The organism is Bacillus sp. ABP14 (genome assembly GCF_001831375.1).
Lineage (GTDB): Bacteria > Bacillota > Bacilli > Bacillales > Bacillaceae_G > Bacillus_A > Bacillus_A paranthracis.
Window position 1 is genome coordinate 2,057,126 of record NZ_CP017016.1, and the last position, 18,766, is coordinate 2,075,891.

Genomic DNA, 18,766 nt, shown 5'->3' on the forward strand with positions numbered 1-18,766 from the left:
GAGGCGCTTTCATTTTGAAGGCGTCTCTTTTCATTTGCATTATAGTTGACTTAAAAGCCAATTTGTCGCATCTTCAAAGTTTTCTGCAATGTAGTTTGGTTCAATATGTGCCCACTTGTCTCGGTACGTATGTAAAGCGTCGTATCCAGCGCCTGTTCGTACTAAAATCGTTGACGCATTCACTTTTGCTCCTGCAACGATATCAGTCCAGCGATCACCAATTACAGCACATTGTGTTAAATCAAGCCCGTGTTTTTCAGCTGCTTGTAGCAGCATGCCTGTATTTGGTTTACGACATTCGCAACCGTCACCGTGTTTATGAGGACATACATAAATATCATCAAAACCGAAGCCTTCTAATTCTTGTACAAAATCGGCTACAGTTGCTATCCCATCCGCGATACCTGGCTGGTTTGTAAAAGAGAAAATTTTTATATGATTAGCTTTTAGTTTTTGTAGAGCTACTTTTGTAAAAGGGAATAATGTAAAGGATCCTGGGTAATGTATGGTAGTATCGCCACCAATTGTACCGTCACGATCAATGAAAATTGCTTGAATGTTTGTCATAGTTATAGTCCTTTCAATTAATAAGTAGTTTAAAAATGTTTTACAAATCGATATCCATTCACTTCATATCCTAATTTTTTGTAAAAAGGATGAGCTTCTACTCTTTTTATTCCACTAACTAGCCATGTGCCAATGCAATTATGCTTCTTTGCTAATTGCTCAGCATAATCCATTAATACTTGCCCAATGCCTTTCCGTCGTATTGTAGAATCAACGCTAATAATTGAAATTTCCCCATAACGAGTTACATCTTCTAAATTTTCACGTATACGAAACCCAAGTAATCCAAATATAGTTTCTTCTTCCTCATAAACATATAAAAAATCAAAAGGACTCATTTGTACGAATTGCAATCGGTTGTTCATATCTTCATAGGAAATAGAGGAACCTTTTAATTCTTTCGTCAAAGAGCAAAGCGCATCTATATCGTCTATCGTAGCTTCACGAATTTGAAAAGACATATTATCCACTCCAATTAAATGTAATCAAACATTAAGTATTCTGTTAAAAAATATTTATTCCTGCTATGAAAATAAATATTTTATAATGATATATAGATAGTTATATGTTATTCTTTTCCTAGTTTGTATTGGAAATGGAAAGAAGGGGAATGTATGTTAGAAGTAAATATCCGTTCTGCAGGATATGAAATAGGTGAAAAAACAATTCATGATATTGCCTTTTCGATTGAGCAAGGCGAATTAGTTGCTCTTATTGGCGCAAATGGTGCCGGGAAAAGTACGACGATTAAAACGATGCTCGGGTTACTTATAAATGTGGATGGTGAAATATCATTTGGCGAGAAGAAAAATCCGTATGCATATGTGCCAGAACACCCGACATATTATGATTATTTGACGCTTTGGGAACATATTGAATTATTAATGGCAGCTCGCGAGAACGAAGCCGGAAGCTGGGAACGGAAAGCTGAAGAGTTATTACATATGTTTCGAATGGATAAGCATAAACATGAGTATTTATCAAAGTTTTCAAAAGGTATGAAACAAAAATCGATGCTTATATTAGCATTTTTAACTGAACCAGATTTTTATATCATTGACGAACCTTTTATCGGTTTAGATCCGGTAGCTACGAAAGAGTTTTTAAGTTATTTATATAAAGAAAAAGAACGCGGGGCAGGAATTTTACTTTGTACGCACGTATTAGATACAGCTGAAAGAATTTGCGAAAGATTTTTACTCATCTCTCAAGGTACATTAGTCGCAGATGGCCATTTAGAGGCAATTCAAACGTTAGCAGAAATGCCAGGAAGTTCATTATTAGATTGTTTTGATGTAATCGTAAGGCGTGAACAGCATGATTAAAAAACAATTTTATAAAAGATTACGCCATGAACTGGGGCGCAAATGGAAGTCCATACGTTCTATAACTGATTGGACGGTTGCGCTATATATTATTATTCCGGCACTTATATTTATGGGAATTTATTATCGTTCACTATGGATGGAAGAACTAGCGATAGGAGAGACGGTTTATTTCGGATTAGGTCTACTCGCATTTTATGTGATTACATATGCAAGAGGAGTTCGGTCATTTTTTGAGCAAGCGGATAGTTTATTTTTAATTTCGTATCCTGTTCACATGAAAAAGTTAATCCAGTATGGCATGACATATACGTTTATTCGAATAGCAATAACGAATGTAGTAGTTGTTGTTGCGATGTTACCAGTGTTGATGAAAAGTATTGGAGTGACGAAGATACAAGTCGTATTATTTTGGCTATTCTTTACTGTATTTCGATTTTTGTTGGCGTTATTAACGAGATTTATTCATGTACGTGTGGGGAAACGATGGCTACTATGGATTATAAAAAATGTAATATTTTCTATAAGTCTATCCTTTTTTGGATTGAGTTTGTTTCTTATTTATAAAAATCCATTGTATTCTATACTAAGTATCGGTCTAGCAGTGTTTCTAATTATCATATTGATAAAAGAAAAATTAAATTATAAAAATTGCTTTTTTAAAGAAGTTGAGAGAGAAAAAGAAGAAAGTATGCGCTGGACGAGTGGGATTATGCAAGTTGGTGGTCATACAGCTAAACCGAGTAGTTCGAATAAAAAGCCGTGGATGTTTCCACGTTCTAAAAAGTTTTTAGGGAAGAAAACTGATGATCGTATTGTTGAATCCTTTTTGAAAGAATTTTTCCGTACAAGTAGTGCACGAATATTTTATATTCAAATTGTATGTATAAGCGCGATAAGTATTGTTATGAGTCCTAGGTGGATTGCAGCTATTATTCTTGCATTTGCTTTATTTGCAATTTCCCGCTATGCACGCGATTATTGGGTTGAATTTGCGAAAAAAATGTTTCTTCATTTATATTGTGATGAAGGCAAATTACTCTTGTTAAGATGGAAGGCAGATCGCTATTTATTACTTCCAGTAATACTTTTGTATGGAATAGTTATACTTTCTCATTTTTATTTATTGCCAGCTGTAATTGCCGGGATTATTTTTATAGTATTAATTGGTTGGATAGTATTCTTACCATAGAAAAAAGAGCCGAAAAATGGCTCTTTTTTCTAATCCGTAACACATTGATAAATAAAATATACTAAAACGAGTATGCTTGCGGCGGAATACATGACATCTAAAGTCATCGGATCTCCTCCTCATTATTGTTGTATTTTTATTGTATGAAATCTTACAATTTCATATTCAAGTGAAAAATATGTGAACGTTAACAAAATTGTAAAGTGCAAAAATTACAATCATTTTGTATAATAGAGAAAACAACCGTTATATAAAATATAATGAGTGAAAGGGGAGGAAACATACATGCCAAATTGGTTTAGAAAAACCTTAGTCGCATTAATTACCGTATTTACATTTGGTTTAGTGACGCCTCCTTCCATATTGCTTGATAATGCCAAAGCTGCGGACAAGCCTACAAGCACAGCTGGGCAACAAAATTTGGAGAGTACGTCCTATACATATGAAGAAACGAATGACAGGTTAACCACCGATACTTTTATTACTTACGCAATGCAAGAAGCAGAGAAGCAGTCGATGCAAAAGTTTGGCACTAAAATTGGTCCAGTAATTGAAGATGAGTTTAAGGATGTAATACTACCAAAAATTGAAGAGGCAATTGCTGAACTAGCAAATGATGTGCCAGAAGAATCGCTACAATCATTAGCGATTTCTCAAAAACCAGCTGGTGGAAATAATGAAAAGATTTTTCACGTTTACGATACGAAAACAGGAAATGACTTATTGCGTTTCCACGTAAGAAGAGATCATCCACCGCAAGATGGGTATTATTTTAATTTCCACTACCACCGTTTTGATGATGGATACTCTGGACACCATGAGTTAGGGAATATTTATTGGAATACGAATGTACCGCCAAAGTGGCTTTCTTAAAAAGAACAAGAGAAAATCTTGTTCTTTTTTATGTTTATAGAAGGGTAAGACGACTATGTTGTTGAATAAGATAGGTTTAGAAAAAGAGGCAAAGGGAGTATGGGAATGCAAAAATATATTGTTTTTGACTTTGATGGCACATTAGTAGATTCACAAAATATATTTGTACCGATTTATAATCAACTTGCTGAAAAACATGGGTATAAAGCAGTAAAGGAAGACGAAATTGAACATTTACGTAAATTAACGATGCCAGAGAGATGTAAACAACTTAATGTACCACTGTATAAACTACCGATATTAGCGTTGGAATTTTATAAATTATATCAGCCTGCTATAAAAAATTTCGTTTTGTTCCATGGGATGAAAGAAGTATTAGATGAACTACATAAAAAAGGCTACGGAATTGCAGTCATCTCATCGAACTTAGAAGAGCACATTCGGGCATTTTTACACAATAATGATATAGAAAATATACAAGAAGTGTATTGTTCTAAAAATTTATTTGGTAAAGATAAAATGATAAAAAGGTTTTTAAAATCGAAAAAAATAACAGAGAAAGATATGTTATACGTCGGTGACGAACAACGAGACGTAGCAGCGTGTAAAAAGGCTGGGGTGAATGTAATATGGGTATCTTGGGGGTATGATGTTATTGAAACAGTGAAAAAAGATGCACCAGATTATATGGTGAATACACCGATGGAAATTGTGCAAGTAGTACAAGGGGCGTATTCTTAATATGAATACACTTCGAGCAGGTATTCATCATATTGAATTTTGGGTAGCGAATTTAGAGGAGTCCATTTCTTTTTATGATATGTTATTTTCTATAATTGGCTGGAGAAAGTTAAATGAAGTAGCATATAGCACAGGAGAAAGTGAAATATATTTTAAAGAAGTAGATGAAGAAATCGTAAGAACTTTAGGACCAAGACATATTTGTTACCAAGCTATTAATAGAAAAGTAGTTGATGAGGTAGCAGAATTTCTTTCTAGCACGAAAATAAAGATAATACGTGGTCCGATGGAAATGAATCATTATTCGGAAGGGTACTATACGATTGATTTTTATGATCCGAATGGGTTTATTATAGAAGTGGCTTACACACCAAATGTAGAAATGTAAGGAGGAATATACATGAAAACAATTGCAACATGGCAAAACAATATACAAATAGTAAAAGATGCAGCGAATATTGAAGAAATTTCTAAAGGTTTCTCACCTGATAGGAAATATATAGTTACGACAATTAATAATGAAAAATATATGGTACGGATTGGCGATGTACAAGAGTATGAAAGAAGGAAAATAGAGTTTCAAATTTTAAATGAAATGGTAAAACGTAACGTAAAGGCGCAAAGGCCGATTGAAATAGGTATATTGGAAGAAGAAGGTGTATATAGTATTTTCTCATATATAGAGGGGGAAGATGCGAAAAAGTTGTTGCCTACATATACGCCAAAAGAACAATATGAGATTGGTATAGAGGCAGGGAAAGATTTAGCAAAAATGCATACATATGAAGCTCCTGAGGATATTCTTCCATGGTATGAAAGAGCAATGAAAAAACATCAAAAATATGTAGAGGCATATAAAACGTGCGGAATAAAAATAAAAAATGATGATAAAATCATTAAGTTTATCGATGAAAATGAAATATACTTAAAGAATCGCCCAAATCGATTTCAACACGATGATTTTCATTTAGAAAATATAATTGTAAGGGATGGGAAATATGTAGGTGTTGTTGATTTTAATGGTTATGATTGGGGCGATCCACTTCATGATTTCGTAAAAATTGCACTATTTGCAAGAGACATTAGTATTCCGTATTCAATCGGACAAATAGAAGGATACTTTAATGGTATAATACCAAAGGAGTTTTGGAAATTATATGCGGTGTACGTAGGTATGACAGTTTTCTCATCAGTTGTCTGGTCATTACGAGCAGCACCGCATATGTTAGATGATACGTTAGAACGCCTTACTATCGTTTTAGAAGATCATAAAAACTTTGAGTTATTAAAGCCAATTTGGTTTCAACCAGAAAAGATTGATATGAAATAGAAAAGGTAGGTGTGATTCACACCTACCTATTATTTTTTACCATTCTTCGTTTTGAAGTAGATGTAATATATAAGCGATCTTCGTATCTTTTCACTTGGAAGCCCACGTTGTTAAGAGGTTGATCGCTAGTGCTAATTTTGAAAAACATATGATTGTCTTTATAGTCTAGTAAGTAGTCATTTACAATTTCAGTAAAGCGTACTGGTGTTAGTTCTCCTTGTTTCTCTAGTTTCTCGATTGAATGTAAATAAGTAGTGGGATCGTCCCATCCTTTCTTATCTATACAGCCTGAATAATCGTGATGAGTAATTGAAACAACTTCTTTAAAAATTTCTGTGTACATAGCTTTTCCTCCAGATAATTTAATTAGATAAATAATAGAATTCGGTATCCTTTATGTATTATCCTTTTTGCATAGAGAAAAGGGGAATAGAGGGAAGAGTTATCGTCCCTCTATTAAAATATTTATTTTGTTTTCTTAAATACAAGTGGCTGAGTACTAAGTGTAGCTGGCACATGTAACTGAAGGGATGGAAATTCACCACTCACACTCATTTCATAAGCGAATAATAAACTCATTTTCATTTGGAATAAGTCAACTTTTGCAGAGAAGATGTCGTAATGATGATGTGTTAATTGAATGTCCATTTCCATGAATTGCACAAATAATGAATCATCACGCTTGTATACTTGTAATGTTCCGTATGCAGGATGTTCGAAAGTACCAGTATAATCCTCTAATTTGTGAGAAGGTGTAGTCCCTTTAATTTGTTCTGGAATGGATTCAGTTGCTTCTTTCATCATTTCCTTCATTTTTTCCGTATCTTCTACAGCACGTTTATGCCAATCAATGGATTCTAATTCAAGTAGTTCGTCATAAATTTGATTAGCTAGATAAGTAGGCAGTAATGTGCCTCCAGCATTCGTTAAAATGACAAGGCCGATGTTTTCTGTTGGTATGAAAGAAACAAGCGCTGAAAATCCATCAATATTACCACCATGATGAATCACCTTATTACCACGATAAGCGCTTATAAACCAACCAAGGCCGTAACTATTTAATGGAGATTCAGGAAGTGATAAAACTGGTTGATCTGGAATTGAATTGTGTGGTGTATACATTTGTTGTAATAATTCAGAGGAGATTAATTCGTGATCTCCAAATTTTCCATTGTTTAAGTGAAGAAGTACCCAATTTGCCATATCTTCAATTGTAGAATTAATACATCCAGCAGCACCGACTGTATCGATGTTGCGGAATGGAACTTCTTTTATTTCACCATCATTTTCAATGTAAGGTAAAGCATAGTCTTCTGTCGTTTGTGAATCGGTAACAGAGAAGTTTGTATGTCTCATATTTAAAGGTTCTAAAATATGTTCTGTAGCGTATTGCTCCCACGTTTGATTTGTGATGTTTTCTACAATATCGCTAATTGTCGCATACATTAAGTTGTTATATAGAAATGAAGTCCGAAACGGTGCATCAAGTGGTAAATGCTTTATTTTTTCAACGAGATCTTTTCGAGATAAGGAAGAGCTATACCAAAGAGCCTCATGGCGGCTTACGCCAGTTCGATGAGAAGCTAAATCTCGTCCGGTAACTTGTGAGCTAGCAAGTAGTTCAGATAAAGAGAAGTTTTGTATATAAGACTGGACAGGAGCATCCCAATTAAACTTTTTTTGCTGCGCTAATAAGCTTAATGAAAGTGTGCCAAAAGCTTTCGTTGAGGAACCGATTGCAAACAAAGTACGCGGTGTAACAGGGGCTTTTGTCTCTAAATTACGATAGCCGAAACCTTCTGAAATAATCATTTCACCGTCTTTTATAATAGCTACAGCAGCTCCAGGCACGTTTAAATCCTTCATCATTTTTTCAACCGTTGTTTGTAAAGAAGTCATAACAGGCGTTTCAATTTTAGACATACTTCAAACCTCCAAATATAAATTTTGTTCTACCGCACTATACTTTCGGTAATAGAAAATGAAAACCTTTTTAATTATGGAAAGTTAATAATTTTGTAAGGATGAATAAAATTATTATTTATTTAGAATTTTATTTTTATTATAATTAATTTAAATTAATATTTAGAAAAGAAGGTGAAGAAGTGTGCTAACAATAAAGAAATTGCTCTGTGATAATAAAAATAATCCGATAGGTATAGATTCAAAAGTTGTAAAAATGAGTTGGCAGCTTGAATCGAGTAACCAAAATGTAAAACAACTTGCTTATCAATTGCAGGTTGCGAAGGATAGAGATTTTGAAATATTAATGTTTGATTCCCAAAAAGTAGAAACAGATCAAAGCTTACATATTCCAATCAATTCATTTTCATACAGAGCAGAAACGCGTTATTTTTACCGCGTAAAGGTATGGGATAATTACGGAGAAGAATCACCCTGGTCAGAAGTAGCATTTTGGGAGACTGGAATACAAGGGCAAGATAACTGGAGCGGGAATTGGATTGCTGCGAAAAAAGAGCGCACGCAAGTTATGTCTTTTCATAAAAGCTTTTCTATTAAAAAATTAGTTAAAAAAGCACGTTTATATATCACAAGTTTAGGGTTATACGAGTCTTCTATAAATGGTGAACGTATTGGAGATTGTTATTTTACACCTGGATGGACAAGTTATGATAAAAGGGTATTGTATCAAACATATGATATAACCCCTGTATTAAATATTGGGCATAATGATATTTCTACTTTGGTTGGTAACGGCTGGTATAAAGGGCCGATTACTATGCATCATGTACGTAATTATTATGGGGAAAGACGTGCGGTAATTGCTCAAATACATATAACATATGAAGATGGAACGAAAGAAAAAATTGTTACGGATGAAACATGGAAGGTAACTTCAAGCCCAATTTTGTACTCAGAAATTTATGAAGGTGAAGTATACGATGCTAGGCTTGAGGAAAGTGGGCAAGTGCTAGAAGATGTTGAAATAATTGAGTATTCCAAACAAATAATTGTTGCACAAGAAAATAAAGCGATTCGCAAAATGAAAATAATAAAACCAATTGCTATTTCAAAACTATCAAATCATGAATGGCTTATTGATATGGGACAAAATATGGTAGGATGGATGCGTTTTACAGTCCATCATGTTTATATTGGACAAAAGATTGAATTGCATCATGCTGAAATATTGAATAAAGACGGTAGCTTTTATACTGGGAATCTCCGCAAGGCAAAACAAAAAATAGTGTATATAGCAAAAGGAGAAGAGGAGGAAACGTTTGAACCTCATTTTACATATCAAGGCTTTAGGTATGTGAAGGTAAGTGGATTAACTCAGCCCCCTCAAATAGCAGATTTTGAAGGGATTGTATTACATACTGACATGGAAAAAGCGTCAGAATTTGAAACGTCCAATCCATTAATCAATCAACTTCATCATAATGTGGAATGGTCTCAAAGAGGGAACTTTTTTGATGTGCCAACAGATTGTCCGCAGCGAGATGATCGACTTGGATGGACAGGAGATGCACAAATGTTCATTGGGACAGCTACACAAATTATGAATGTGCAATTGTTCTTTAAAAAATGGCTCCAAGATTTATCATTAGATCAAAATGTGAATGGAGCTGTGCCGTTAGTTATTCCAGATGCGTTTGGGAAAAGAGCAGATTTTGAACTGGATACTTCTGGTGGTTGGGGCGATGCAGCTATTATTTGTCCATGGGTTCACTATTTGCATTACGGAGATGTATCGATTTTAAAAGAACAATATGAAAGCATGAAAAAATATATAGATTACATACGTTCACAAGGTGAGAATGAGTATTTATGGGATACAGGTTACCATTTAGGGGATTGGCTTGCATTAGATACAAAACCAGATGTATTTGAAGGCGGAACAGACAAGCACTTTATTGCGACGGCTTTTTATGCATATTCTACATCGATTTTACGAAGAATTGCTGAAATTTTAGGTAAAAATACAGATGCTAAGTATTATGCAGATTTACATAGAAATATTGTTCAAGCGTTTCAAAATGAATTCGTTACACCGAATGGGAGGTTAATTTCAAATACACAAACAGCCCACATATTAGTACTTCTTTTTGAACTAGTGAAAGATAATGTGAAGGAGAAAGTATTTAATCGGTTAATTGAGCTTCTAAAAGAAAGTAAAAATCATTTAACAACTGGTTTTATAGGGACACCTTATTTAAATTTAATATTAAGCAAGTTTAACCGTCATGACCTTGCTTGTAAGCTTCTATTTCATGAAGATTATCCATCATGGTTATACCAAGTGAAACAAGGTGCCACAACGATTTGGGAACATTGGGATGGCGTGAAAGAGGATGGGACACTTTGGAATGATAGTATGAATTCTTACAATCATTATGCATATGGCTCTATCGTTGAGTGGATATACCGTTATATTGTTGGATTAGAAGTGGATGAAGCCAAACCTGCATATAAACATTTTTATGTACAACCACATTTTGATTCAAATTTAGAATGGATTAAAGTGAAACGTGAAACAGCTTATGGAGAAATTAAGATTGAGTGGCGTTTAGAAATGGAACGAGCATCTTTACATGTATATGTACCACCTAATACGAGTGCTACATTACGGATAGACGAAATGAATTGGAAAGCAGAGCATAATATTGAAAGAGATTTAGGGTCAGGTGATTATAAATTTACATTTTGTAAAAATATAAAGCAGTAGAATTCTGTTAATATAGAAATATTTTTTATTGATTATGATGATTAAATTTACTGTTTTTCATGGTATGATAAATTCCATATAAGATTGAAAGAAGGTTTTTCTACATATGAAACATGCTGAAAATGAATACTTAAATTTATGCCGCCATGTAATGGAGCATGGTACGAAGAAAGAAGACCGTACAGGGACAGGCACTGTATCTGTATTTGGATATCAAATGCGTTTTGATTTAAGTAAAGGTTTTCCTTTATTAACGACAAAGAGAGTGCCGTTTCGCCTTGTAGCAAGTGAATTGCTTTGGTTTATGAAAGGTGATACAAATATTCGTTATTTATTGCAGCATAATAATAACATTTGGAATGAATGGGCATTTAAGAGTTGGGTAGAAAGTGACGAGTATACGGGTCCTGACATGACTGATTTCGGTCTTCGCTCACAACAAGATGAGGAATTTAAGATTCAGTACGATGAGCAAATGGAATTGTTTAAAAAGAACGTTTTAGAGGATGATGATTTCTCAAATAAATATGGTTATTTAGGAGACGTATACGGTAAGCAGTGGCGTGCATGGAAAACGACAGCTGGTGAGACGCTTGACCAATTAAAAGATGTAATTGAAATGATTAAAAAAACACCAGATTCGCGTCGCCTAATTGTTTCTGCTTGGAATCCTGAAGATGTACCAAGTATGGCATTACCGCCTTGTCATACGTTATTCCAATTTTATGTAGCAGATGGCAAACTTTCTTGTCAGCTATATCAAAGAAGTGGTGACATATTCCTTGGAATTCCATTTAACATTGCAAGTTACTCACTGCTGACACATTTAATTGCACATGAATGCGGACTTGAAGTGGGAGAATTTGTTCATACAATTGGAGATGCACACATTTATACGAATCATTTTGAGCAAGTAGAAAAGCAATTGGCACGTGAACCACGTCCATTCCCGAAACTTACATTAAATCCAGATGTGAAATCTGTGTTTGATTTTGAAATGGAAGACTTAACGATTGAAGGATATGATCCACACCCAGCAATTAAAGCACCGGTTGCAGTGTAATTGTAGAGGAGATGAAAAGATGATAGTTTCATTTATGGTCGCAATGGACGAAAATCGAGTAATTGGTAGAGATAATAATTTGCCTTGGCGTTTACCGAGTGAATTACAATATGTAAAGAAAACAACGATGGGTCATTCGCTTATTATGGGAAGAAAAAACTATGAAGCGATTGGTAGACCACTGCCTGGAAGACGTAATATTATTGTAACTCGTAATGAAGGGTATCATGTTGAAGGCTGTGAAGTAGCACATTCTGTAGAAGAAGTGTTTGAGCTATGCAAAAATGAAGAAGAGATTTTTATTTTTGGCGGAGCGCAAATTTATGATCTCTTTTTACCTTATGTAGATAAGTTATATATAACAAAAATCCATCATGCATTTGAAGGAGATACATTCTTTCCAGAAATGGATATGACAAATTGGAAAGAAATTTTTGTTGAAAAAGGTTTAACGGATGAAAAAAATCCGTATACGTACTATTATCATGTATATGAAAAGCAACAATAATAAAAAGATTGATGTGAATATTCGCATCAATCTTTTTATTTGTATCCATTAATATAGGTTTATAGATGAGATTCGATAGTGCTATAATGAATGGTAGCATGTAAAAATGCTAAAATTTTCAAGAGTATTAAGATAGAAAGAGGAGGAGAATCGATTGAGAAAAATATGGGGGATTCTTTTTCTTTGCTTAACATTCATGTTAGTTGGATGTGGTAAAGAAGAAAAACCACAAGAAGCATTTGATACATATGCAAAAGCATGGAATAAACAAAAATTTGCAGAAATGTATGACCAATTATCAGAAAAGGCAAAAAAAGATATTTCAAAGAAAGAATTCACTGAGAAATATGAAAAAATTTATTCTGGCATTGAAGTGAAAGATTTAAAAGTAGAAACAGGGGAAGTAAAAGAAGATAAAAAAGATGAAGGCCCTGTTCCTTTTAAAGTAAGTATGGATACAGTTGGCGGTAAAATCACTTTTGGTCATGAAGCAAAAATGGTGAAAGAAAAAGATGGAGATAAAGAATCTTGGAAAGTAGATTGGACTCCTGATTTTATATTCCCAGGTATGACGAAAGATAGTAAAGTGCGTATGCAAACGACGCAGCCGAAGCGCGGAGAAATATATGACCGTAACGGTAAATATCTTGCGGTAAATGGTAAAGCTTCTGAAATCGGATTGATTCCTGAAAAATTAGGGGATACAGCTCCGCAAACGAAAGAAACGGTAGCAAAGTTGCTAAATATGTCTGTCGAAGAAATTGATCAAAAACTAGCAGCGAAATGGGTAAAACCAAATTACCTTGTACCAATGGGAATATTGCCTGAAGGAGCAACTCAAAATACGTACATAGATTTACCAGGTGTTGCAACAAAGCCAGTCAATGTTCGTTCATATCCATTAGGAGAAGAAGCAGCACATCTTACTGGCTATATTGGAAAAGTGAATGCTGAAGATTTAAAAACGCTACAAAAGAAAGGCTATCAAGCAGATGATCCAGTAGGTAAAGCTGGTTTAGAGCAAGTACTGGAAGAAAAGTTACGCGGTAAAAAAGGCGGTCGTGTCTTCATAGAAGATGCACAAGGAAAAGAAATTAAAAATTTAGCAAAAACAGATGCTGTTGATGGAGAAAATGTAACTTTAACGATTGACAGTGCAGTTCAAAGCGAAATTTATAATGAAATGAAAAATGAGGTAGGATCAAGTGCAGCAATTAATCCAAAGACTGGAGAAACACTTGCACTTGTGAGCACACCAGCTTATAACCCAAATACCCTTACAAGAGGGGCGTCAAAAGCGCAACGTGATGCGGTAAATAATGATCCGAAAAAACCGATGACGAATCGATTTACACAATTATCAGTTCCAGGATCTGTATTTAAGCCGATTACAGCTGCAATCGGTCTTGAAACGAAAACAATTGATCCAAAAGAAGAGTTAAAAATTGAAGGATTAAAATGGACAAAAGATTCTTCTTGGGGTAATTATTATGTAACTCGTGTAAAAGATGCAAATCCGATTGATTTTGATAAGGCGATGAAATACTCGGATAATATTTATTTCGCACAAGAAGCTTTGAAAATCGGAAAAGACAAATTTATGAGTGAAGCGAAAAAATTTGGATTCGATGAGAAATTACCAATTGAATATGGATTCCCAGCTTCTAAAATCGCAAATGATAGTATTAAAAATGATATTCAAATGGCAGACACAGGTTATGGACAAGGCCAAGTATTAATGACACCACTCCATCTAGCATTAACGTACGCACCAATTGTTAATGATGGAAACATACCTTCTCCATACATTATTAAAACAGATAAGCAGCCAAAAGTTTGGAAAGAGAATGTCATTTCAAAAGGTAATCAGGATATATTAAAAACTGCTATGACGAAAGTAATTAATGATCCAGATGGTACTGGGAAAATTGCTAAAATTGATGGCATGACTCTTGCTGGAAAAACAGGTACAGCGGAATTAAAAGTATCAAAAGAGGCTGAAGGAAAAGAACTAGGCTGGTTCGCTGCATTTGATTTAAATTCACCAGATATGGTTATTACTATGATGATTGAAGATGTAAAAGGTAGAGGCGGAAGTAATATTCCAGCTGAAAAAGTAAAACATGTATTTCAAAAATAATATGTAATAAAAGGTTAGCTCTATAATTTGTAGAGCTAACCTTTTTCTATGAAAGAATTCTTAATATCTATATACTGAATTTTAAGGAAACAAAATAAATCATTAACTTACGAAAAAAAAGTAGCTATTTTTTATTGACACCGAATGAAACTTTTTGTATTATACTTACATAAGGTAAGTTATTTACTTTAAAATTATAAATCTCAAATTAAAGATAAAATGTAGAAAAGGGAGAGAATACAATGACAAAAGTACTATTTATTACAGCAAATCCAAATTCAGCAGAAGGTTCTTTCGGAATGGCAGTAGGGGAAGCATTCATCGAAGCTTATAAAAACGAACATCCACAAGATGAAGTTGTAACAATTGATTTATTCAATACTACAGTACCAGCAATCGATGCAGATGTATTCGCTGCTTGGGGTAAATTTGCAGCAGGTGAAGGATTTGAAGCTTTAACTGAAGCTCAACAACAAAAAGTTGCAGCAATGAACACAAACTTAGAAACATTTATGAATGCAGATCGTTATGTATTTGTAACTCCAATGTGGAACTTTAGCTACCCACCAGTAGTAAAAGCATACTTAGACAACGTAGCAATCGCAGGTAAAACATTCAAATATACTGAAAATGGTCCAGTTGGCTTGTTAGAAGGTAAAAAAGCACTTCACATTCAAGCAACAGGTGGCGTATATTCTGAAGGAGCATACGCAGCTGTAGACTTCGGACGCAATCACTTAAAAACTGTATTAGGATTTGTCGGTGTAAATGATACTGAATATATTGCAGTTGAAGGTATGAATGCAAACCCTGAAAAAGCACAAGAAATTAAAGAAGCAGCAATTGCTAATGCTCGTGAATTAGCAAAACGTTTCTAATATATCATACTTAAAAATGTCCAAACACTTGTTGTTTGGACATTTTTTCTTCTTTTTCCTTCGTTTGTCTAGTATAATGAAGGTCGGAATGATAATAGGTGGGGGTTCTGTATGATTCAAACGTTTTTTAAAATCTTTTATTTAATTTTAATCGTAATTGCGATTACACCGAGAATGTGGCGTCTTAAAAGACAAGTAAATACGATGTCGCCACAAGAAAAAGATAATGCTGTGTACAAAACGACAAATTGGTTTGGTAAGAAAATGGTACGTGTAGCTGGAGGAACAGTAGAAGTTAAAGGACTTGAAAATGTTCCGAAAGATAAGCCGGTACTAGTTGTAAGTAATCACCAGAGTAATATGGATATCCCTGTTTTACTAGGTTATTTAAATAAACCAATTGGCTTCGTTTCAAAGGCAGAGATTAAAAAGTTCCCAGTTGTACCAACTTGGATGGAACTTATGAATTGTGTATTTATGGATCGTAGCGATCGTCGCCAGTCACTTCAAGCGATTAAAGATGGGATTGAACTATTGAAGAATGGACATTCTATCGTAATTTTCCCTGAAGGAACGAGAAGTAAGGGTGGCGAAATTGGAGAGTTTAAGGCTGGGAGTTTTCATCTTGCTGTAAAATCTGGTGTAGCAATCTTACCTGTAACATTAGATGGGACATATAAAATGTTTGAAGCAAATGGAAATCGTATGAAGCGAGCTCGTGCAACAGTAACAATTTCTAAGCCGATTACACCTGAAGAGTATGCGAATATGGATATTAAAGAGTTAACGAAGCATACACAGGATGTTATCGCATCACAATTACATAAGTAATAAAAAAGGTTTCAGCTTACATAAAGCTGAAACCTTTTTTATTATGCCGTAGGTAAGACGTAAAAGAGTACGCAGAAGAACATCATCGCGCTACCACCTAATACGAAAAGATGCCAAATGGCATGATTGAACGGTAACTTTTCCCAAAGGAAGAATATAGCTCCTACAGAATATAAAATACCACCTGCTAAAAGTAGTGAAAAACCATGTCCAGTTAGATTTTCATAAAGTGGTTTAATAGCAACGATTATGAGCCATCCCATTATGATATAACATAGCGTCGATGCCTTAATAAAGCGACGTACAAAGAAAATTTTGAAGATGATACCCCCGATTGCTAGTGTCCATATAATTGCGAGTAACGTCCAACCTAATGGTCCACGAAGCGTAATAAGTAAAAAAGGAGTATATGTGCCAGCGATTAATAAATAAATGGCTGAGTGATCTAGTATAGTAAATAATTTTTCTACTTTTGGATGGTGAATGCTATGTAACAATGTCGAAAACAAGTACAGTAAGAACATGCTTACACCGTAAACCGTGAATGCAACAACAGCAGATGCGGTACCATGTTTAGAGGCATGAATAATCAATATGATTAAGGCAGGGATGCTTAAAATGGCACCGATACCATGTGTAATTGCATTTGCAATTTCTTCTTTCACAAATTGTGTCATTCGTGTCATTTTTTCAGTCATAATGGTAATCCTTTCTACTATTATAAAGTGAAACTTTAATCAGTGGGGGGCATCCCCCCACTGATTATTAGTTGAATCAATCGGGCTTTTACGGGCAGCCCACCCCCACGTAACTTCTTTGCTTGCACTGAATTTTAAGGTGATGGTTCTTACTACCCGTTAAAGCGGGATAAAATAATATGTCTTTTCCCTTACCATATCATACACAAGAGCAATAGAAAATGAAATTTGTATAATTGATTATATTTTTGAATTTTTTTGACAAAAGGTAATGGTTTTGTTGACGTTTTCAAACTTTTTTGACAAAATAAAATTATGCAATAGTAGGACAAGGAATCTACTAATAAAGGGGATGGAGAAATGTTTTCAAATATTGGCTTTCCAGGATTAATTTTAATTTTAGTAGCTGTACTTATTTTATTTGGGCCGAAAAAATTGCCGGAAATCGGAAAGGCTTTAGGGGAAACGTTAAAAGAATTTAAAAAATCAACGAAAGAATTGACTGATGATGCATTTCAAGAGAAGGAAAAGAAAGAAAAAATGTAATGAATTTTCTTCGAAATGGATAAATAAAGTGTGGTGAACGAGATGGAAGATCGGGAAATGAGTGTAGTAGAACATATAGTTGAGCTTCGCAAACGAGTAATATATACCGTGTTATCCTTTGTACTATTTTTAATTGTTGGGTTTACTTTTACGAAGGATATTTATTTTTGGCTTGTAAAAGACTTACCAATGAAATTAACTGTTCTCGGTCCAAGTGATGTATTGTGGATTTTTTTCTCGATTGCTACAGTATTTGCTATCGTTTGTACAATTCCTTTTGCTGCTATACAAATTTGGTTATTTGTAAAACCGGGTTTACATCCAAATGAACAAAAGATGACGTTAATGTATATACCGGTATTGTCTATATTATTTATTGCAGGTTTATGCTTTGGATATTTCGTTGTAATGCCGTTTTTATTTCATTTTTTAACTACGATAGGTAATGAAATGTTTAATACGATGTTTACGACAGAAAAGTATTTTCATTTTGTTCTTAATTTAACAGTTCCATTTGCTGTAATTTTTGAATTGCCAGTAGTAGTAATGTTTTTAACGAGTATTGGACTATTGACGGCGGAATTTCTAATAAAAATAAGAAGGTATGCTTACGTAGCATTGATTATCATTGCATCGTGTATATCACCGCCAGATTTTTTATCACATAGTTTAGTTGCGGTACCGCTTATTTGTATTTATGAAATTAGTATCGCTTTATCAAAGATTGTTAGTAAGCGAAAAAAGAAAAGAGAAGAAGAAATTCAGTCGAAAAGTGCCTCGTTATAAAGGCACTTTTTTTATTTATTTGTTATACTCTAGTTATAAACGTATACAATATAGAGAAGAAAAAAATTATAGAATCTCCAAAATTTAGACAAACTTTGCGCTTTTATAAGTTTATACTGAATATATTAAGCAATATACGGATAACGAGTCCTTATCTTATTAGGAATTTAGGGTGGGGATGGATTAGGTGAAGATGAATAGAGTATAAATCTTCTAACCATAAGGACTACAGAGATTGTCTAAGGATACTTTTGTATTAATGGGAGTCGCCACTTTAAACAACGTGTTACAGCGTAAAGTAGAAGAAGTTCAAAAATCCAATGAAAAAGAGGATTGATATTGTGATTACGAAAAGTTTTTATTTCACTCATTCAACAGGGGAGTGTATTAAAATATTTGAAATCCCTGTCCTACAAGCGCAGCATCCATTATCGTTTCTAATACAGTCTCGTCTTCAATTATTTATTGCAAAAATTCAAAAACAAAAGCACCCAAGATTTTCGTATTCTTTCCGTGAATATTTACAAAATTGTTTGAAGTGGAATGATTATTTAAATGTATATAAAACAAATACTCTTGAAAAAAATGCATGATATAG

General features: G+C 34.1%; 19 protein-coding genes and 1 pseudogene. 15 read left to right on the forward strand and 5 right to left on the reverse strand.

Annotation, left to right across the window (positions count from 1 at the left end; translation table 11 throughout):
• Nucleotides 1–39: 39 nt before the first annotated feature.
• Nucleotides 40–567 carry an HAD-IIIA family hydrolase gene (locus BGI23_RS10735; protein WP_000181892.1) on the reverse strand — a complete coding sequence of 176 codons (528 nt, stop codon included), beginning with the start codon at nt 565–567 and terminating at the stop codon, nt 40–42.
• A 29-nt stretch (nt 568–596) separates the two neighbouring features.
• Nucleotides 597–1,028, reverse strand: a complete 432-nt coding sequence (locus BGI23_RS10740; protein WP_000009781.1) for a GNAT family N-acetyltransferase — start codon at nt 1,026–1,028, stop codon at nt 597–599.
• Between the two features lie 153 nt (nt 1,029–1,181).
• Here BGI23_RS10740 and BGI23_RS10745 point away from each other — a divergent pair, with 153 nt between their 5' ends.
• The 6 genes from BGI23_RS10745 (at nt 1,182) to BGI23_RS10770 (ending at nt 6,028) form a co-directional block, all read left to right on the forward strand.
• Nucleotides 1,182–1,892 carry an ABC transporter ATP-binding protein gene (locus BGI23_RS10745; protein WP_048552336.1) on the forward strand — a complete coding sequence of 237 codons (711 nt, stop codon included), beginning with the start codon at nt 1,182–1,184 and terminating at the stop codon, nt 1,890–1,892.
• Nucleotides 1,885–3,084, forward strand: coding sequence for an ABC transporter permease (locus BGI23_RS10750; RefSeq protein WP_070805913.1), 1,200 nt, complete (start codon nt 1,885–1,887; stop codon nt 3,082–3,084). Before BGI23_RS10745 ends, BGI23_RS10750 begins: the two co-directional genes overlap by 8 nt.
• 285 nt (nt 3,085–3,369) lie before the next feature.
• Nucleotides 3,370–3,957: a YpjP family protein gene (locus tag BGI23_RS10755; RefSeq protein WP_001134414.1), complete on the forward strand. Its 588-nt coding sequence runs from the start codon at nt 3,370–3,372 to the stop codon at nt 3,955–3,957.
• A 105-nt stretch (nt 3,958–4,062) separates the two neighbouring features.
• Nucleotides 4,063–4,698, forward strand: a complete 636-nt coding sequence (locus tag BGI23_RS10760; protein WP_041184213.1) for an HAD family hydrolase — start codon at nt 4,063–4,065, stop codon at nt 4,696–4,698.
• A 1-nt stretch (nt 4,699) separates the two neighbouring features.
• Nucleotides 4,700–5,086: a VOC family protein gene (locus BGI23_RS10765; protein WP_001094656.1), complete on the forward strand. Its 387-nt coding sequence runs from the start codon at nt 4,700–4,702 to the stop codon at nt 5,084–5,086.
• 12 nt (nt 5,087–5,098) lie between these two features.
• Nucleotides 5,099–6,028: an aminoglycoside phosphotransferase family protein gene (locus BGI23_RS10770; RefSeq protein ID WP_000848234.1), complete on the forward strand. Its 930-nt coding sequence runs from the start codon at nt 5,099–5,101 to the stop codon at nt 6,026–6,028.
• 25 nt (nt 6,029–6,053) lie between these two features.
• On the opposite strand, the pseudogene BGI23_RS10775 reads toward BGI23_RS10770, so the two are convergent.
• Both BGI23_RS10775 and BGI23_RS10780 read right to left on the reverse strand, forming a co-directional pair.
• Nucleotides 6,054–6,371: pseudogene (locus BGI23_RS10775) on the reverse strand (S41 family peptidase); the annotation flags it as partial.
• Between the two features lie 122 nt (nt 6,372–6,493).
• Nucleotides 6,494–7,951, reverse strand: a complete 1,458-nt coding sequence (locus BGI23_RS10780) for a serine hydrolase (protein WP_070805914.1) — start codon at nt 7,949–7,951, stop codon at nt 6,494–6,496.
• A gap of 184 nt (nt 7,952–8,135) precedes the next feature.
• Here BGI23_RS10780 and BGI23_RS10785 point away from each other — a divergent pair, with 184 nt between their 5' ends.
• The 6 genes from BGI23_RS10785 (at nt 8,136) to BGI23_RS10810 (ending at nt 16,138) form a co-directional block, all read left to right on the forward strand.
• Nucleotides 8,136–10,718: an alpha-L-rhamnosidase gene (locus tag BGI23_RS10785; protein ID WP_070805915.1), complete on the forward strand. Its 2,583-nt coding sequence runs from the start codon at nt 8,136–8,138 to the stop codon at nt 10,716–10,718.
• A gap of 106 nt (nt 10,719–10,824) precedes the next feature.
• Nucleotides 10,825–11,781: a thymidylate synthase gene (locus BGI23_RS10790; protein WP_044792536.1), complete on the forward strand. Its 957-nt coding sequence runs from the start codon at nt 10,825–10,827 to the stop codon at nt 11,779–11,781.
• 19 nt (nt 11,782–11,800) lie between these two features.
• Nucleotides 11,801–12,289 (forward strand): dihydrofolate reductase, encoded by a 489-nt coding sequence (locus BGI23_RS10795; RefSeq protein ID WP_000637219.1) that lies wholly within the window; start codon nt 11,801–11,803, stop codon nt 12,287–12,289.
• A 154-nt stretch (nt 12,290–12,443) separates the two neighbouring features.
• Nucleotides 12,444–14,429 carry a penicillin-binding protein 3 gene (gene pbpC, locus BGI23_RS10800; RefSeq protein ID WP_070805916.1) on the forward strand — a complete coding sequence of 662 codons (1,986 nt, stop codon included), beginning with the start codon at nt 12,444–12,446 and terminating at the stop codon, nt 14,427–14,429.
• 242 nt (nt 14,430–14,671) lie between these two features.
• Nucleotides 14,672–15,307, forward strand: coding sequence for an FMN-dependent NADH-azoreductase (locus BGI23_RS10805; RefSeq protein WP_000170021.1), 636 nt, complete (start codon nt 14,672–14,674; stop codon nt 15,305–15,307).
• A gap of 111 nt (nt 15,308–15,418) precedes the next feature.
• Nucleotides 15,419–16,138 (forward strand): lysophospholipid acyltransferase family protein, encoded by a 720-nt coding sequence (locus BGI23_RS10810; protein WP_001991933.1) that lies wholly within the window; start codon nt 15,419–15,421, stop codon nt 16,136–16,138.
• 41 nt (nt 16,139–16,179) lie between these two features.
• On the opposite strand, the gene trhA is transcribed toward BGI23_RS10810, so the two are convergent.
• Nucleotides 16,180–16,836, reverse strand: a complete 657-nt coding sequence (trhA, locus tag BGI23_RS10815) for a PAQR family membrane homeostasis protein TrhA (protein ID WP_000136894.1) — start codon at nt 16,834–16,836, stop codon at nt 16,180–16,182.
• A 360-nt stretch (nt 16,837–17,196) separates the two neighbouring features.
• On the opposite strand from trhA, the gene BGI23_RS10820 reads away from it, so the two are divergent.
• From BGI23_RS10820 to BGI23_RS10830, 3 genes are all read left to right on the forward strand, one after another.
• Nucleotides 17,197–17,382 (forward strand): twin-arginine translocase TatA/TatE family subunit, encoded by a 186-nt coding sequence (locus BGI23_RS10820; RefSeq protein WP_000492443.1) that lies wholly within the window; start codon nt 17,197–17,199, stop codon nt 17,380–17,382.
• A gap of 42 nt (nt 17,383–17,424) precedes the next feature.
• The gene (gene tatC / locus BGI23_RS10825) at nt 17,425–18,168 is read left to right on the forward strand and encodes a twin-arginine translocase subunit TatC (protein ID WP_000390139.1); all 744 of its coding nucleotides are present in this window, start codon (nt 17,425–17,427) and stop codon (nt 18,166–18,168) included.
• A gap of 341 nt (nt 18,169–18,509) precedes the next feature.
• Nucleotides 18,510–18,761 (forward strand): DUF2535 family protein, encoded by a 252-nt coding sequence (locus tag BGI23_RS10830; RefSeq protein WP_000629015.1) that lies wholly within the window; start codon nt 18,510–18,512, stop codon nt 18,759–18,761.
• Nucleotides 18,762–18,766: the final 5 nt, after the last annotated feature.

Excerpts from the sequence above, each read along its gene's own strand:
- BGI23_RS10735 (WP_000181892.1), bottom strand. The coding sequence starts at position 567 with ATGACAAACATTCAAGCAATTTTCATTGATCGTGACGGTACAATTGGT.
- BGI23_RS10740 (WP_000009781.1), bottom strand. The coding sequence starts at position 1,028 with ATGTCTTTTCAAATTCGTGAAGCTACGATAGACGATATAGATGCGCTT.
- BGI23_RS10745 (WP_048552336.1), top strand. The coding sequence starts at position 1,182 with ATGTTAGAAGTAAATATCCGTTCTGCAGGATATGAAATAGGTGAAAAA.
- BGI23_RS10750 (WP_070805913.1), top strand. The coding sequence starts at position 1,885 with ATGATTAAAAAACAATTTTATAAAAGATTACGCCATGAACTGGGGCGC.
- BGI23_RS10755 (WP_001134414.1), top strand. The coding sequence starts at position 3,370 with ATGCCAAATTGGTTTAGAAAAACCTTAGTCGCATTAATTACCGTATTT.
- BGI23_RS10760 (WP_041184213.1), top strand. The coding sequence starts at position 4,063 with ATGCAAAAATATATTGTTTTTGACTTTGATGGCACATTAGTAGATTCA.
- BGI23_RS10765 (WP_001094656.1), top strand. The coding sequence starts at position 4,700 with ATGAATACACTTCGAGCAGGTATTCATCATATTGAATTTTGGGTAGCG.
- BGI23_RS10770 (WP_000848234.1), top strand. The coding sequence starts at position 5,099 with ATGAAAACAATTGCAACATGGCAAAACAATATACAAATAGTAAAAGAT.
- BGI23_RS10780 (WP_070805914.1), bottom strand. The coding sequence starts at position 7,951 with ATGTCTAAAATTGAAACGCCTGTTATGACTTCTTTACAAACAACGGTT.
- BGI23_RS10790 (WP_044792536.1), top strand. The coding sequence starts at position 10,825 with ATGAAACATGCTGAAAATGAATACTTAAATTTATGCCGCCATGTAATG.
- BGI23_RS10795 (WP_000637219.1), top strand. The coding sequence starts at position 11,801 with ATGATAGTTTCATTTATGGTCGCAATGGACGAAAATCGAGTAATTGGT.
- BGI23_RS10805 (WP_000170021.1), top strand. The coding sequence starts at position 14,672 with ATGACAAAAGTACTATTTATTACAGCAAATCCAAATTCAGCAGAAGGT.
- BGI23_RS10810 (WP_001991933.1), top strand. The coding sequence starts at position 15,419 with ATGATTCAAACGTTTTTTAAAATCTTTTATTTAATTTTAATCGTAATT.
- trhA (WP_000136894.1), bottom strand. The coding sequence starts at position 16,836 with ATGACTGAAAAAATGACACGAATGACACAATTTGTGAAAGAAGAAATT.
- BGI23_RS10820 (WP_000492443.1), top strand. The coding sequence starts at position 17,197 with ATGTTTTCAAATATTGGCTTTCCAGGATTAATTTTAATTTTAGTAGCT.
- tatC (WP_000390139.1), top strand. The coding sequence starts at position 17,425 with ATGGAAGATCGGGAAATGAGTGTAGTAGAACATATAGTTGAGCTTCGC.